This window comes from Streptomyces sp. NBC_01546, from assembly GCF_045208355.1.
Lineage (GTDB): Bacteria > Actinomycetota > Actinomycetes > Streptomycetales > Streptomycetaceae > Streptomyces.
Genome location: NZ_CP109379.1, coordinates 2,202,065 through 2,217,257, shown reverse-complemented (window position 1 = coordinate 2,217,257; position 15,193 = coordinate 2,202,065). Strand labels below are relative to the sequence as shown.

Genomic DNA, 15,193 nt, shown 5'->3' with positions numbered 1-15,193 from the left:
CGCCAGGTGGTGACGGGGTGAAGGCCCTCGACCGCCTGGCGCCGCGCGTTGTCGGGGCCTCCCGTGGACTGACAGGACCGCCTCAACTCGCCTTCGAGTACCCGGATTTGGACACGGCTGGATAACGGGCCACTCAACCCCTTGTCAGTACAATTTCACATTACTATGTTACCGGTCACATCCTAAAGCGCGGCCCTTCACTGGAGTGACCCATGACCAAGCGCACCCAACTCGCCCTCGCCACCGCTCTGGTGGCGGCACTCGCACTCGGCGCCTCGGGCTGCTCCGACACCAAGAAGGGCTCCGAGGGCGCCGGCGCGTCCAACCCCGCCGCCGCCAACGACGGCAAGATCCTCGGCGGCAGCCCGGTCAAGGGCGGCACCCTGACCGTCCTGTCCAACCAGGACTTCGCGCACCTCGACCCCGCCCGCAACTGGGTCATGCCGACCATGGACTTCGGCACCCGGCTGCTCTACCGCACCCTGGTGACCTTCAAGGCCGAGCCGGGCAAGGGCGGCAGCGAGCTCGTCCCCGACCTCGCCACCGACCTGGGCACTCCCTCCAACGGCGGCCGCACCTGGACCTTCACCCTCAAGGAGGGCGTCAAGTACGAGGACGGCTCGCCCGTCAAGGCCCAGGACGTCAAGTACAACGTCGAGCGCTCCTTCGCCCCCGACCTCACCGGCGGCCCCGACTACGCGGCCCAGTACCTGGCCGGGACCGAGGGCTACAAGGGCCCGCTCCAGGGGCAGCACCTCGACTCCGTGAAGACCCCCGACGACCGCACGATCGTCTTCGAGCTCAAGCGGCCCGTCGCCGAGTTCTCCGCGACCGCCACCCTGCCCACCTTCTCGCCCGTACCCCAGTCCCAGGAGAAGGGCACCCAGTACGACGCCCGCCCGTTCTCCTCCGGCCCGTACAAGATCGAGTCGTACGACCGCGACAAGAAGCTGGTCCTGGTCCGCAACGAGCACTGGGACGCGAACACCGACACCGTGCGCAAGGCCTACCCCGACAAGTTCGTCGTCGTGATGGGCCTCAAGGGCGGCCAGATCGACGACCGCATCATCGCCGGGGAGGGCGCCGACGCCTCCACCGTCCAGTACGCCGACATGCGCCCCGAGAGCGCCCCCAAGGTGCTGCCCAAGCCGGACGTCAAGGCGCGCCTGATCGCGGAGTCCAAGGGCTGTACCGAGATGCTCTACCTGAACAACTCCCGCGCCCCCTTCGACGACCCCAAGGTCCGCGAGGCCATGCAGTACGCCGTCGACAAGGAGGCCGTGGTCACCGCGGGCGGCGGCCCGGCCCTCAACGAGATCGCCACCGCCTACCTGCCCCCGGCCCTGACCGGCGGCAAGCAGGCCGACACGCTGAAGATCGCCCCGGCCGGCGATCCGGCCAAGGCCAAGGAACTGCTGAAGGCCGCCGGCAAGGAGAAGCTCAAGGTCTCCCTGTCCGTCTCCACCGGTGACAAGGGCGCCGCCGAGGCCATCCAGCAGGGCCTGTCCCGCGCGGGCATCGAAGTCGTCATCGACACCGTCGACCCGGGCGCGTACTACGACGTCATCGGCGACCTCGCCACCACCCCCGACATGACCTTCACCGGCTGGTGCCCCGACTACCCGTCCGGCTCCACCTGGATCCCCTTCGTCTTCGACGGACGCACCATCAAGGACAAGGGCAACCAGGGCAACTACAGCCAGTTCCGCGACGAGGCGACCATCAAGCGGATCGACGAGATCAACAACATGGCCGACGCGAAGCAGGCCAATCAGGCCTGGATCGACCTGGACGCGGAGCTCATGAAGAAGTCCCCGTCCATCCCGATCCTGCTGGAGCGCAAGCCGCTGCTCGTCGGCCCCAACATCGCCGGCGCGTTCGGCCACCCCGTGTGGACCGGCGAGATCGACTACGCGACGGTCGGCCTCAAGGACCCGTCGAAGAGCCAGGGCTGAGGAATCCGGAGCCACCGCCACCATGACCGCCACCACCCCGGTCCCGGACGCCGTCAAAGCCGGGCCCGCGGCAGCGCCCGGCAGCAGCCCCTGGCAGCTCGCCCGGCGGGAACTCCGCCGCCGCCCCGCCGTCCGCGTCAGCCTCTGCCTCGTCCTCCTCTTCGTCCTCATGGCCGTCACCGCCCCCTGGCTGGGCGCGCTCGGCGGCTGGTCCCCGGAGGAGTTCGACAAGACCGCCATCGACCCCTACCTCGGGGGCCTGCCGCTGGGCTCCTTCGGCGGGATCGGCCCCGAGCACTGGCTCGGCGTCGAACCCGTCACCGGCCGCGACCTGTTCGCCCGCGTGGTCCACGGCGCGCAGGTCTCCCTGCTCATCGCCTTCGCCGCCACCGCCATCGTGGTCGTCGCGGGCACCGCCGCCGGAATCGCCGCCGGCTACTTCGGCGGCCGCACCGACGCGATCCTGTCCCGGCTCATGGACCTCACCATGTCCTTCCCCTCCCTGATCTTCATGATCGCGATGCTGTCCGTGGCCAAGGACGTCAACCGGATCGTCCTCATGACCGCCGTGATCGGGGTCTTCGGCTGGCCCGGCGTCGCCCGCGTCGTCCGCGGCCAGACGCTCTCCCTCAAACACCGCGAGTACGTGGACGCCGCCCGCGTCGGCGGTTCGAGCTCCTGGCGGATCCTGACCCGCGACATCCTCCCCGGCGTCTCGGGCCCGGTCATCGCCTACACCACCCTGCTCATCCCCGGCATGATCAGCACCGAGGCCGCGCTCAGCTACCTCGGCGTGGGCGTCCGCCCTCCCACCCCCTCCTGGGGCCAGATGATCGCCGAGTCCGTCGCCTTCTACGAGACCGATCCCATGTACTTCGTCATCCCGAGCGTCTTCCTCTTCCTCGCCGTGCTCGCCTTCACCCTGCTCGGCGACGCCCTGCGCGACATCCTCGACCCGAGGGGCGGCCGCAGTTGATCCTCTACCTCGCCCGCCGGCTCCTGGCCCTGGCCGGTGTGCTCCTCGCCATCGCCGCCGTCACCTTCCTCATCTTCTACGTCCTGCCCTCCGACCCGGCCGCGGCCGCCTGCGGCAAGACCTGCAGCGCCGAGCGGCTGGCCGACGTACGGGCCTACCTGGGGCTCGACCAGCCCCTGTGGCGCCAGTTCACCGACTTCCTGACCGGCATCTTCACCGGCCGCACCCTCGGCACCGGCCAGTACGCCGTCCAGTGCGACTTCCCCTGCCTGGGCTACTCGTACGAGAACTCCCTGCCCGTCTGGGACCTGCTCATGGACCGGCTTCCGGTCTCCGCCTCCCTCGCCGTCGGCGCCGCCGCGCTCTGGCTCGTCCTGGGCCTGGGCGCCGGGGTCACCGCCGCCCTGCGCAAGGACACCGCCACCGACAAGGCCCTGATGGTGGGCGCCGTCGCCGCGGCCTCCCTGCCCGTCTACTTCACCTCCGTGATGCTGATCTACGGGGTCATCCGCATCGCCGGCCTGCTGCCCTATCCCACCTACCAGGCCTTCACCGACAATCCGCTCGCCTGGGCCTCCAACCTCCTCCTGCCCTGGACCGCGCTCGCGCTGCTGTACGCCGCCATGTACGCACGTCAGAGCCGGGGTTCGATGATCGAGGCGATGGCCGAGCCGTACATCCGTACCGCCCGCGCCAAAGGCATGCCCGAGCGCACCGTCGTCGTCAAACACGGACTGCGCTCCGGGATGACCCCCATCCTCACCATCTTCGGCATGGACCTCGGCGGACTGCTCGCCGGAGCCGTGATCACCGAGTCCATCTTCGGACTCCCCGGCATCGGGCGGCTGTTCTACGGGGCGCTGGTCAGCTCGGACCAGCCCGTGGTCCTCGGGGTCACCCTGCTCGCCGCCTTCTTCATCGTCGTCGCCAACCTCGCCGTCGACCTCCTCTACGCCGTGATCGACCCGAGGGTGAGGTACTGATGGCCGCGGAAAACACCGCCCCGCTCCTCGAAGTGCGCGATCTGCGCGTCACGTTCACCACCCCGCGCGGCACCGTACGGGCCGTCGACTCGCTCGGCTTCACCGTCGAGGCGGGCCGCACCCTCGGCATCGTCGGCGAGTCCGGCTCCGGCAAGTCGGTCACCTCGCTGGCCGTCATGGGCCTGCACCGGGGCGCGGCCGAGGTCACCGGCTCCGTGGCCCTCTCCGGACGGGAGCTGACCACTCTCTCCGAACGGGAACTGTCCAAGATCCGCGGCCGCAAGGTGGCGATGATCTTCCAGGATCCGCTCTCCAGCCTCCACCCCTACTACACGGTGGGCGAGCAGATCGCCGAGCACTTCCGGGTGCACTTCAAGGCCGGGAGGGCCGCCGCGCGCAAACGGGCCGTCGACATGCTCGGCGAGGTCGGCATCCCGGAACCGGCCCGCCGGGCGGGGGAGTACCCGCACCAGTTCTCCGGTGGCATGCGCCAGCGCGCGATGATCGCCATGGCCCTGGCATGCGAACCCGACCTGCTGATCGCCGACGAGCCCACCACCGCCCTGGACGTCACCGTGCAGGCCCAGATCCTGGAGCTGATCGCCACGCTCCAGCAGGAGCGCGGCCTCGGCGTCGTGATGATCACCCACGACCTGGGGGTGGTCGCCCGCGTCGCCCACGAGGTGCTGGTCATGTACGGCGGCCGGGCCGCCGAACAGGCCCCGGTCGACGACCTGTTCGCGGAGCCCGCGCACCCCTACACCCGGGGCCTGCTCGACTCGCTGCCCCGCCTCGACACTGCCGACGACGAACCGCTGCCCTTCATCCCCGGCTCCCCGCCGTCCCTGCTCGCACCGGCCCCGGGCTGCGCCTTCGCACCGCGCTGCCCGCGCGCCGCTGCCCGCTGCAGTGACGTACGCCCGGAGCTGGAGACGTACGGGGAGGCGCCGGGCCGGACGGTGGCCTGCCACTTCGCCGGCGCCCGCACCGCCGAGGAGGCGGCCCGATGACCACGACCGACCCGCTCCTGTCCGTACGGGACCTCACCATGACCTTCCCCGGGAAGCGGTCCGCGACCGGGCGCCGGGGGGCGCCCGTGCGCGCCGTGGACGGGGTCTCCTTCGACCTGGCGGCCGGTCAGACCCTGGGCCTGGTCGGGGAATCGGGCTGCGGGAAGTCCACCACCGGCCGGATGCTCGTACGCCTCCTGGAACCCACCTCGGGCCGCGTCGCCTTCGACGGCAAGGACATCAGCCGGCTCTCCCAGGGAGCCATGCGCCCGCTGCGCAAGAACATCCAGATGGTCTTCCAGGACCCGCACTCCTCCCTCAACCCCCGCCAGACGGTGGCCCGCATCATCTCCGACCCGCTGCTGGTGCAGGGCTGGAGCGCGACGGACGCCCGCCGCCGGGCCGCCGAACTGATGGACCTGGTGGGCCTGATCCCCGAACACATCGACCGCTACCCGCACGAGTTCTCCGGCGGCCAGGCCCAGCGCATCGGCATCGCCCGCTCGCTGGCCACCAGCCCCCGGCTGATCGTCGCCGACGAGCCGGTCTCCGCCCTCGACGTCTCCGTACAGGCGCAGATCGTCAACCTGATGGAACGGCTGCGCGCGGAGCTGGGCCTCGCCTACGTGTTCATCGCGCACGACCTCTCCGTCGTCAAACGGGTCAGCGACCGCGTCGCCGTCATGTACCTCGGCAGGATCGTCGAGATCGGGGACAAGGCATCCCTCTACGAGAACCCCCAGCACCCCTACACCCGGGCGCTGTTGTCCGCCGTACCGCTGCCCGACCCGGCGGCGGAACGGCGGCGCGAACGGATCGTCCTCCTCGGCGACCCCCCGAGCCCGGCCGCCCCGCCCCCGGGCTGCACTTTCCACCCCCGCTGCCCCAAGGCGCAGCAGATCTGCCGCACCGAACGCCCACTGCTGCAGCTCGCCGCCTCAAGAGAGGTGGCCTGTCACTTCCCGGGTGACTGACGGGGATCACGGGAAGGCAGGGCCCCGGAGCCAATGACGTCTCCGGGGCCTTCGCGTTGCCTTCAGGCGGTTCAGGCCGGCTCGATGTTGTCGACGGCGGTCGAGATCTCCCGGCCGGACGGGCCACGAGCTCGGCGCTGGGCTCGGACACCGCGGTCAGGCCCGTCCAAGGGGCGTCCGGGGTGTCGATGCAGAGCACGCGCCGGTGCTGCCTACGGCAGGCCGCCGACGGGGACGGTCAGAGCGGTCGCTTCGGCCTCGGTCTCGCGGGTCACGGGGATCTCGGGGGTGCGGAACCGGTCGAGGAGGGCGAGGGCGATTGCCGGGACGGCCAGGTAGACCAGGAGGACGACGAGTGCCTGTGTGGTGCCGTGGCCGTCGAAGTAGATCGTGTTGCGGAGCAGGATGTAGGCGTTGCGGGGTGGCAGGAACGGGCCGATGTCACGCCAGAACGCCGGAAGGTACGGGACGCCGTTCGCCCCTCCGGAGGAGGGGTTGCCGAACAGCATGACCACGATGACGGTCACGAGTGTCCCGGCGGCTCCGAGGAGCTTTTGCAGGACGGCGGCGACGAGGGCGACGACGGCGACGATCAGCGAGAGGATCGGCCAGACGATCCAGAACTTCTCCAGGGGGTAGCCCTGGAGCCAGGGGCCGACGACGAGGTTGACCGCGAGGCCGGCCAGGACGGAGAAGCCGAGGAGGGCGGTCAGGCGTCGGCGTCCGGTCGCGCTGCCGGTGACGGTTCTGAGCATGGTCGATGCCATGTAGCCGCCGACCAGCAGCGGGACGAGCATCAGCGACTCGACGAGGCCGAAGGGGTCCTTCTTCGCCAGTGGGTGCGGTGCGTACTGCTGGACGCTGAGCGGCTGCCCGAGCTTCTTCGCGGCGACCTCGAAGTTCGCCGCCAGGTCGAGGGGAGCGACGTCGCTGAGGGTGGGGACGACGAGCAGGGTGTTCGACGATTGCCCGGGGATGAGTGCTCCGTAGATCTCGGCCCGGTCGATCGCGTCCTTTGCCGCCTGCTCGTTCGGGTACTGGGTGACCTTGAGGGAGAGGTTCTGCCGGGTCGCGGCCAGGAGCGGAGACTGGCCGGTGGTACCGAACGGCATGTCGGTCGCGACGGGTTCGTGCGCCGAGCTGATGTAGTTGACGGTGAACAGGCACTGCATGACCGCGGCGATCGCCAGCGCGACGAGGACCCGCACGGCCGTCTTCGAGCCCGCGGCCTGTGTGGCCGGGGTATCGGACGCGTCGGTCGTGTCGGACGCGTCGGCGGGTGCCGCCTTGCCGACCCTTTTGACGGGCCGCCAGCGTCCCAGGTAGCCGATGACGATGCCGCCGGCCAGCGCGTACAGGCCCAGGACTATCAACGGTGTGGTGATGTTGTTCCCGTTGAAGTAGATGACGTTGCGCACCAGGGTGATGGCGTGCTGGGGCGGGAAGACGGCGCCGAGGTGCTGCCAGTAGTCGGGCAGGAGGGTGATGCCGACGCCGCCTGCGGCGGAGCCGCCCACGATGATGAACAGGGTCGCGACCACGAGGGTGCCCGCAGGTCCCAGGAGACGCTGGAAGGCGGCGGCCGCGAGGCTGACCGAGGCGGCGATCAGGATGAAGCACGGCAGGAGCGGCCAGAAGCGGCTGTTGGAGTAGGCGCCGATCCCAGGCCCGGCGATCAGGTCGGTCAGCAGGGCGCCCACCGCCGAGTAGCCGACGAGCATCGCCACGTGCCAGGGGGCCGCCGCGGTTCTGGTCGCCTTGAGGAGCAGGACGGCCGCCAGGTAGCCGCCGATGAGCAGCGGGATCAGCAGCAGCCCGGAGACGCCGCCGAGACGGTCGTACTTCGGTAGCGGCTTGACGGTCTTCACCGTCAGGGGCCTGTCGAGTTTTTTGGCCGCGTCCTCGAACGCGGCTTCCAGCTCCACACGGCCGAAGAAGCTCTTGGCGGGGACGACGATCAGGGTGTCGCTCGCCTGGCCGGGCAGGTAGGCGCCGTAGAGCTTGCTCTGGCCGATCGCCTCCATCACCGCGGACTCGTCAGCATAGCTGCGGGTATCCAGTGACACCTTTGAGGCCACCGCGTTCACGACCGGGGACGCGCCGGTCACCCCGAACGGGGTGCTGCGCAGCACGAGCAGCTGCAGCGCACTGACCAGGCAGAGCGCGAACACACTCTGCAGGACCAGCACCATGCCCAGAGCGACCAGGGCCTTCTTCAGCATGCGAACACCCGCCCGCCCGCGTCTGCCCCTCGGCACGCACCGTACCGAGGAAGACCGTGCCGGTCCCGTGAGCCTGGCGAAGGCTGCCGATCACGAGGCCCCGTCCCGACCAGGCCGCTACCCATCGCTCCCATGAGTGCACGTTATGGTCGCGCTCCCGGTCGGGCACCTTGGGCGGGGCAGCAGGATGAACACGGGTAAGCCGGCACGGTTCCGGTGAAGAAGCCGTCGAGGAGGTCGGGCCGGTACTGCAGCCGCTCGAGCCGGTTGCGAACGAGCGTCTCCAGCCGGTCGAGGGCGACCTGCACAGGCCGGCAGCAGGAACAGCGTCAGCCACTCCCGCGCGGCGATCAGTTCGCGCATCGCGTGCGACACACGGGCATCCACGGGAAGGCAGGGCCCCGGAGCCAACGGCGTCTCCGGGGCCCTTCGGGCAGTGGCTCCGCCTCGCCCCGGAATCAGCCGAGTTCCCTCCTGAAGAACTCCAGCTCCAGAGCCATCACCTTCTCCCTCGTCCCGCCCGGGGTCATGTGGGTGACACCGGGCAGCGCCAGCAGCTGGTGCGGGCGGCCCGCGTCCGTCAGAGCCTGTGAGAGGCGCAGGGTGTGGGAGGGGTGGACGTTGTCGTCGGCCAGGCCGGTGACCAGCAGCAGCGGGCGGGTCAGCTTCGGGGCATCCGCGAGGAGCGAGTCCCGCTCGTAGACCTCCGGGTTGTCCTGGGGCAGGCCCAGGTACCGCTCGGTGTACGCCGTGTCGTAGTGCCGGAAGTCGGTCGGTGCCGCGCCCGCGGCCGCCGCGTGGAAGACGTCCGGGCGGCGCAGCACCGCCATCGCCGACAGGTAGCCGCCGTAGGACCAGCCGCGGACGCCGACCCGGCCGAGGTCGAGATCCGGGTGCCGGGTGCCGAGCGCCCGGAGCGCCGCCACCTGGTCCTCCAGGGTGACCTCGGAGAACCCGCGGTACATGGCGTGCGTGAAGGCGGGGGAGACGTACGGGGTGCCGCGGTTGTCGACGGTCACCACCGCGAAGCCCTGGTCGGCCCACCACTGCTTGGCCTGCCAGCGGCGGGGCTCGGCGCTGACGTCCTGATAGCCGGGGCCGCCGTACGCGTCGACGAGGACCGGGAGCCGCCGGCCGGGGACGTGGTCGCGGGGGAGGACCAGGGCGGTGGGGACGCCGTGCTCGGTGACCTGCTCCAGGACCGGCACGACCCGGTACGGCAGCGGCCGGGACAGGTCGGCGGGGGTGAACTCCCGCCCGTCGGCGGTGCGTACGAGGCGCCGGATCCCGTCGGCGTCGGCGGAGGTCAGCAGCAGGGTCCCGGCGCCGGCCTGGACGCTGTGCACCCCGGGCCCGTCGGCGAGCGGCGCGAGCGATCCGGTCGCGGGGTCGAGCAGGAGCACCTGCTGCTCGGCGGGGTCCCGCAGCCCGGCCTCGATCAGCAGCCGGCCCTCGTGCACTCCGGCCACACGGCGGACCTGGACGCCGTCGCCGGTCAGCGGCGCGCCGTCGACCGCGAGGGCGCGGGCATCACCGGGGGCGTCGGCGGCGGTCAGCATCCGCCCGTCGGGGAGGCGGGCAGGGGTGCCTGGGAGGGGGTCCACCCACTGCGGGTGCACGGTGCGGGACAGCTCCCGGGTCCGGCCGGTGGCCGGGTCGGCGCAGAGCAGCAGGACCGTCTGCTGGAGCCTGTCCTGGACGGTCAGCAGGATCTCCCCCGTCGATTCCCAGCCGGCGTCGGAGACGTACGGGTAGCTCTCCGCGTCCCAGTCCAGCCGTACGCGCGCCCCGTCCGGGCCGAGCACCCACAGCTGCACCTCGGCGTTGGGCCCGCCCGCCTCGGGGTACGCGAAGTCCTCGGCCGGGAGCTCGGGGTGCGCGGGATCGGCGAAGTACCGCCGCTGGAGGGGGGATTCGACGACGCGGGCGGCCAGCAGGGTGACCCCGTCCGGGGACCACCAGTGCCCGCGGGAGCGGCCCAGCTCCTCGGCGGCCGCGAACTCGGCGAGGCCCCAGCGGGCCCCGTCGGCGGGGCTGACCCGGCCGCCCGGGGCTACGTACAGGGCGTCGGCGCTGATGTACGCGGTGCGGGAGCCGTCGGCGTTGGGGCGCGGGTCCAGGGCGGGTCCGGCGGCGGGGATGGGCACGGGCTGCCCGGTCCCGTCGGCGGTGACCTCGTACAGCCGCCCGTAGAGGGCGAAGACGGCGCGCCGGCCGTCGCCGGAGAGCGCGTACGAGCCGATCCCGGCGGCGACGAGGCGTATCCGCTCGCGGAGCCGGCGCTCGGCGGCGGGGAGCTCGGGGAGCCCGGCGCGTGCGCCCGGCTCGCGGCGCAGCTCGGGGCACAGCTCGAGGGGATCGGCAAGGCGGGACTCGGTTCCGGTGGCCGTGTCGAGGACCCAGAGGCTGTCGAAGGGGTCGGTGGGGCCGGTGGACCGGAGGAACCAGAGCAGCCGTCCTTCGTCCCCGAAAGCGAAGGCGCGCGGGGCGCCGTACGTGAACCGGGCGGTGCTCGCGGAGAGCCTGAGGAAGTCATCCATGATCGTAGTGTGACATGTGAAATATCACATGGGCTAGGCTGTTCGAGTGGTGACCCCACGTGTGCGGGCTTAGCGTCGACAGGGTGGACCCGAACGCAACGCCGACCAGCACCGGGACCGACGGCAAGGTCCGAGGGAGCGGGAACGGGCTCGCCCTGTTCGTCATCGCCTCCTGCCAGCTCATGGTGGTTCTCGACATCACCATCGTGAACATCGCGCTGCCGCACATCCAGACCGCGCTCGGCTTCTCCACCGAGAGCCTCTCCTGGGTGGTCAACGCCTACACCCTCACGTTCGGCGGACTGCTGCTGCTCGGCGGGCGCACCGGCGACATCCTCGGCCGCAAGCGGGTCTTCATCTTCGGCATCCTGCTCTTCGGACTGGCCTCGCTGCTGGGCGGATTCGCCCAGAACTCCGGCCAGCTGATGGCCGCCCGGGCCCTCCAGGGCGTCGGCGGCGCCATCGCCTCGCCGACCTCCCTCGCGCTGATCACCACCATCTTCCGCGAAGGGCCCGCCCGTAACCGGGCGTTCGGCGTGTTCGCCGCGGTCTCGGCCGGCGGCGGCGCGATCGGGCTGCTCGCCGGCGGCATCCTCGTCGAATGGCTCAACTGGCGCTGGGTGCTCTTTGTCAACGTCCCCATCGCCTTGCTCATAGCCGGCATGGCCGTGAAGGTCATCCACGAGTCCGAACGCCACCCCGGACACTTCGACTTCGCGGGCGCACTGCTGTCCACCCTGGGCATGGTCTCGCTCGTCTACGGATTCATCCGCGCCGCCCAGGACGGCTGGCGCGACCCGGTGACGCTCGGCTCCTTCGGCGCCGCGGTGGTCCTGCTGAGCCTTTTCATCGTCAACGAGCGGCGCTCGCCCCAGCCGATCACCCCGCTGCACATGTTCGCCGACCGCAACCGGGCCGGAACCTACGGGATCATGCTCATGCTCGCCTGCGCGATCTTCGGCATGTTCTTCTTCCTGACGCTCTTCGTGCAGAACGTGCTCGGCTTCAGCCCCCTCCAGGCGGGCTTCGCCTTCCTGCCCGTCAGCGTCATGATCGCGGTGGCGGCCGGGATCACCTCGCAGCTGCTGCCCAAGTTCGGGCCCAAGCCCTTCATGGTCACCGGCGCGCTCTGCTGTGCGGCCGGACTGGCCTGGCTGACGCAGACCGACATCGACTCGACGTACATGGGCAGCATCTTCGGCCCCATGCTGGTGTTCGCCACCGGCATGGGCCTGCAGTTCGTCTCGCTGACCCTGATGGCGCTGTCCAACGTCCCCGACCGGGAGTCGGGCGCGGCATCCGGACTGCTGAACGCGACGCAGCAGGTCGGTGGTTCGCTCGGCCTGTCGATCCTGGTGACCGTCTTCGGCACGGCCAGCCGCAACGAGGCCAGGGAAACGGCGCCGGGCTTCCTGCGCACGGCCACCCCCGACCAGCTGGCCTTCTTCCGGCGCACGGGACAGTTCCCCAAGCCGTGGAGCGACCAGGTGCTCACCTCGGGCATCAGCGCGGCCTTCGTCGTGGCGGCCCTGTTCACCCTGGTCGGGGCGGTGATCGCGATGTTCGTCATCCAGGTCCGGCCCTCGGACCTGGCACGTCTCCAGGGCAACCACACACCGACGAAGGTCTAGCCCGTCCAGCTAGCCATCTGCCCAGCCACCCAGCGCACCGCGCAGCCGGGCGGCGTCCGCGCGGGTGTTCATCCGCAGGGCCACCCAGGAGCCGTCCGCGAAGACCAGGTCCACCCGGCACGGCCGGCGGCGCAGCCGCGGGACGCGGCGCAGGCCGCAGGCGGCGGTGTACGACTCGCGCGCGGGGTCGCCGCGGCCCCAGGGCGGCCGGACCACGACCTTCCCCGCCGTCGCGGCGAACGTGCCGTACGGGCCCACGGTCTCGGTGCGCCAGTGCGTCCAGTGGAAGCCGTGCAGGGCCAGGGCGAGGCGGCCGGCCTCGCCGTCCCAGCCGCCCCGCAGGGCCGGGCCGTGGAAGAGCCGCCCGACCAGACGGGCTGCCCGCTCGAACGGGTCGGCGAGCGCCGACACCGCGTCGGCGAGGTCGTCGGGCAGCGCCGCCAGGAACCGGACGAGGAAGAAGCGGCCGATCCGGCGGAGCAGCCGCTCCGGGGCGGGCGAACCGGGCAGCATCGCCCGCGCGGGCCGCCGTACGTAAGGGGACAGTCTCCCCGGGAGCTCCTCGTCCATCCGGCCATGATGGCCGATGGCCCCCGCTAACGGTCCAGGCGACGTACCCGGCAGCGCGCCGGACCGTCCGTCTGCAGGGTGATGCCGGCGCTGACCGGGATCTCGGTGTCCACGGCCTCGAACTCGTACGCCCGCAGGATCACCGCCAGTGCGATCACCGATTCCAGCATCGAGAAGTGCTGCCCGATGCACGCGCGCGGGCCGCCTCCGAAGGGGAACCACGCGTAGCGCGGCCGGCCGGCCTCCGCCTCCGGGGTGAACCGCTCCGGATCGAAGCGGTCCGGGTCCGGCCAGTGGAGCGGATGGCGGTGCGTCACCCACGGCGCCAGGATCACGTTCGCGCCCGCGGGGATGGTGTGCCCGTCGACCTCGGTGGCGGCGACGGCGTTGCGGCCGATGACCGGGAACGGCACCCGCCCCGACCCCGCCCGGCCGGCCGCGGTCGAGGCCGCCCTCGCCGCGGCCGCCACCGAGCGCTGAGGTCCGAGCGAACGCCGCTCTCCTTGCCGATCCCGGCGCTCCAGGCGTCGAACAGTACCTAGATGTCCCTGAAGATCTCGATCTGGGCGCCCACCGAGTTGAGGCGCTCGGCCAGTTCCTCGTAGCCGCGGTTGATGACGTAGACGTTGCGGAGCACCGAGGTGCCCTCCGCCGCCATCATCGCGAGGAGGACCACCACCGCCGGGCGCAGCGCCGGCGGGCACATCATCTCCGCCGCGCGCCAGCGGGTGGGGCCCTCGACCAGGACGCGGTGCGGGTCCAGGAGCTGGAGGCGGCCGCCGAGGCGGTTGAGGTCGGTCAGGTAGATGGCGCGGTTGTCGTAGACCCAGTCGTGGATCAGGGTCTGGCCCTGGGCGACGGCGGCGATGGCCGCGAAGAACGGGACGTTGTCGATGTTCAGCCCGGGGAACGGCATCGGGTGGATCTTGTCGATCGGGGCTTCGAGCTTGGAGGGGCGGACCGTGAGGTCGACCAGCCGGGTGCGGCCGTTGTCGGCGGTGTACTCCGCCGAGCGGTCGTGGTCCAGGCCCATCTCCTCCAGGACCGCGAGCTCGATCTCCATGAACTCGATCGGGACCCGGCGGATGGTCAGCTCCGACTCCGTGACCACCGCGGCGGCGAGCAGGCTCATCGCCTCGACCGGGTCCTCGGAGGGGGAGTAGTCCACGTCCACGTCGATGTGCGGGATGCCGTGGACGGTGAGGGTCGTGGTGCCGATGCCCTCGACCTTGACGCCCAGCGCCTCCAGGAAGAAGCACAGGTCCTGGACCATGTAGTTGGAGGAGGCGTTGCGGATGACCGTGACGCCGTCGTGCCGGGCGGCGGCCAGGAGGGCGTTCTCGGTGACCGTGTCCCCGCGTTCGGTCAGCACGATCGGGCGGTCGGGGGAGACCCCGGTCGCGACCCGCGCGTGGTAGATGCCCTCGGTCGCGGTGATGTCCAGGCCGAAGCGGCGCAGGGCGATCATGTGCGGCTCGATGGTGCGGGTGCCGAGGTCGCAGCCGCCGGCGTACGGGAGGCGGAACTGGTCCATGCGGTGCAGCAGGGGGCCCAGGAACATGATGATGCTCCGGGTCCGGCGGGCCGCGTCCGCGTCCATGGCCTCCATGTCGAGGCGGGCCGGCGGGATCAGCTCCAGGTCCACGCCGTCGTTGATCCAGCGGGTGCGGACACCGATGGAGTTCAGTACCTCGAGCAGGCGGTAGACCTCCTCGATGCGGGCGACCCGCCTCAGCACCGTACGGCCCTTGTTGAGCAACGAGGCGCACAGCAGGGCGACACAGGCGTTCTTGCTCGTCTTGACGTCGATGGCACCGGACAGCCGACGGCCGCCGACGACGCGCAGGTGCATCGGACCGGCGTAGCCGAGAGAGACGATTTCACTGTCGAGCGCCTCGCCGATGCGGGCGATCATCTCAAGGCTGATGTTCTGGTTGCCGCGCTCGATCCGGTTCACGGCGCTCTGGCTGGTGCCGAGTGCGTCGGCGAGCTGACTCTGTGTCCAGCCCCGGTGCTGCCGGGCGTCACGGATGAGCTTGCCGATGCGTACGAGGTAGTCGTCTGCCATGGCTGCACCGTATCTCAGATATGAGATGTTGATCGCGCGGGGTAGGCCGAACGGGTGTTACCGACCGTCAGGTCCCATGGTGGGGCAGGCGGGTGTGTCCTGCTCGACGAGTTGACCGAGGGGTCCCGTGGCATCCCATTTGGGTGCGTCCGTCCTGCTCGGTCCCTCAACTGCTCCGGCCGTCGCGTGTCCGCCGGGGCCGGGGCGCTCGACTGGGGCCCGGCCGCCCGGCGTCGCCCCACCCGCCGGTCTCTGCCCGATACC

The 15,193-nt window shown here is 71.0% G+C and carries 10 protein-coding genes and 2 pseudogenes; 7 read left to right on the top strand and 5 right to left on the bottom strand.

The window, feature by feature from the left end; all coding sequences use genetic code 11:
• Window positions 1-212: 212 nt before the first annotated feature.
• The 6 genes and pseudogenes from OHA89_RS10075 (at window position 213) to OHA89_RS10050 (ending at window position 5,898) form a co-directional block, all read left to right on the top strand.
• Complete coding sequence (locus OHA89_RS10075) at window positions 213-1,955, top strand: ABC transporter substrate-binding protein (protein ID WP_406365923.1); 1,743 nt, start codon at window positions 213-215, stop codon at window positions 1,953-1,955.
• Between the two features lie 97 nt (window positions 1,956-2,052).
• Window positions 2,053-2,136 (top strand): annotated as a pseudogene (locus OHA89_RS10070) (hypothetical protein); the annotation flags it as partial.
• Complete coding sequence (locus tag OHA89_RS10065; protein ID WP_406368459.1) at window positions 2,125-2,931, top strand: ABC transporter permease; 807 nt, start codon at window positions 2,125-2,127, stop codon at window positions 2,929-2,931. The pseudogene OHA89_RS10070 and the gene OHA89_RS10065, both read left to right, overlap by 12 nt.
• A complete protein-coding gene (locus tag OHA89_RS10060; RefSeq protein ID WP_266614338.1) occupies window positions 2,928-3,914 on the top strand; it encodes an ABC transporter permease in 987 nt (328 codons plus the stop codon). Before OHA89_RS10065 ends, OHA89_RS10060 begins: the two co-directional genes overlap by 4 nt.
• Window positions 3,914-4,924, top strand: coding sequence for an ABC transporter ATP-binding protein (locus OHA89_RS10055; protein ID WP_266614336.1), 1,011 nt, complete (start codon window positions 3,914-3,916; stop codon window positions 4,922-4,924). Before OHA89_RS10060 ends, OHA89_RS10055 begins: the two co-directional genes overlap by 1 nt.
• Entirely contained in the window at window positions 4,921-5,898 is a 978-nt protein-coding gene (locus OHA89_RS10050; RefSeq protein ID WP_257553732.1) for an ABC transporter ATP-binding protein, read from the top strand. The genes OHA89_RS10055 and OHA89_RS10050 overlap by 4 nt, the downstream gene beginning before the upstream one ends.
• A 212-nt stretch (window positions 5,899-6,110) precedes the next feature.
• Here the strand turns inward: OHA89_RS10050 and OHA89_RS10045 are convergent, their stop codons facing one another.
• Together OHA89_RS10045 and OHA89_RS10040 are read right to left on the bottom strand one after the other, a co-directional pair.
• A complete protein-coding gene (locus OHA89_RS10045) occupies window positions 6,111-8,120 on the bottom strand; it encodes a hypothetical protein (protein WP_406365922.1) in 2,010 nt (669 codons plus the stop codon).
• A gap of 458 nt (window positions 8,121-8,578) precedes the next feature.
• Window positions 8,579-10,660, bottom strand: a complete 2,082-nt coding sequence (locus OHA89_RS10040; protein ID WP_266614324.1) for an alpha/beta fold hydrolase — start codon at window positions 10,658-10,660, stop codon at window positions 8,579-8,581.
• Window positions 10,661-10,743: 83 nt separating this feature from the next.
• On the opposite strand from OHA89_RS10040, the gene OHA89_RS10035 reads away from it, so the two are divergent.
• Window positions 10,744-12,291, top strand: a complete 1,548-nt coding sequence (locus tag OHA89_RS10035) for an MFS transporter (RefSeq protein ID WP_266614322.1) — start codon at window positions 10,744-10,746, stop codon at window positions 12,289-12,291.
• A 9-nt stretch (window positions 12,292-12,300) separates the two neighbouring features.
• On the opposite strand, the gene OHA89_RS10030 is transcribed toward OHA89_RS10035, so the two are convergent.
• From OHA89_RS10030 to OHA89_RS10020, 3 genes and pseudogenes are all read right to left on the bottom strand, one after another.
• Window positions 12,301-12,861 (bottom strand): hypothetical protein, encoded by a 561-nt coding sequence (locus OHA89_RS10030; RefSeq protein WP_266614321.1) that lies wholly within the window; start codon window positions 12,859-12,861, stop codon window positions 12,301-12,303.
• A 26-nt stretch (window positions 12,862-12,887) separates the two neighbouring features.
• Window positions 12,888-13,265 (bottom strand): annotated as a pseudogene (locus tag OHA89_RS10025) (cytochrome P450); the annotation flags it as partial.
• Window positions 13,266-13,399: 134 nt separating this feature from the next.
• Window positions 13,400-14,929, bottom strand: coding sequence for a UDP-N-acetylglucosamine 1-carboxyvinyltransferase (locus OHA89_RS10020; protein WP_215144574.1), 1,530 nt, complete (start codon window positions 14,927-14,929; stop codon window positions 13,400-13,402).
• Window positions 14,930-15,193: the final 264 nt, after the last annotated feature.

Excerpts from the sequence above, each read along its gene's own strand:
- OHA89_RS10075 (WP_406365923.1), top strand. The coding sequence starts at position 213 with ATGACCAAGCGCACCCAACTCGCCCTCGCCACCGCTCTGGTGGCGGCA.
- OHA89_RS10065 (WP_406368459.1), top strand. The coding sequence starts at position 2,125 with ATGGCCGTCACCGCCCCCTGGCTGGGCGCGCTCGGCGGCTGGTCCCCG.
- OHA89_RS10055 (WP_266614336.1), top strand. The coding sequence starts at position 3,914 with ATGGCCGCGGAAAACACCGCCCCGCTCCTCGAAGTGCGCGATCTGCGC.
- OHA89_RS10050 (WP_257553732.1), top strand. The coding sequence starts at position 4,921 with ATGACCACGACCGACCCGCTCCTGTCCGTACGGGACCTCACCATGACC.
- OHA89_RS10045 (WP_406365922.1), bottom strand. The coding sequence starts at position 8,120 with ATGCTGAAGAAGGCCCTGGTCGCTCTGGGCATGGTGCTGGTCCTGCAG.
- OHA89_RS10040 (WP_266614324.1), bottom strand. The coding sequence starts at position 10,660 with ATGGATGACTTCCTCAGGCTCTCCGCGAGCACCGCCCGGTTCACGTAC.
- OHA89_RS10030 (WP_266614321.1), bottom strand. The coding sequence starts at position 12,861 with ATGGACGAGGAGCTCCCGGGGAGACTGTCCCCTTACGTACGGCGGCCC.
- OHA89_RS10020 (WP_215144574.1), bottom strand. The coding sequence starts at position 14,929 with ATGGCAGACGACTACCTCGTACGCATCGGCAAGCTCATCCGTGACGCC.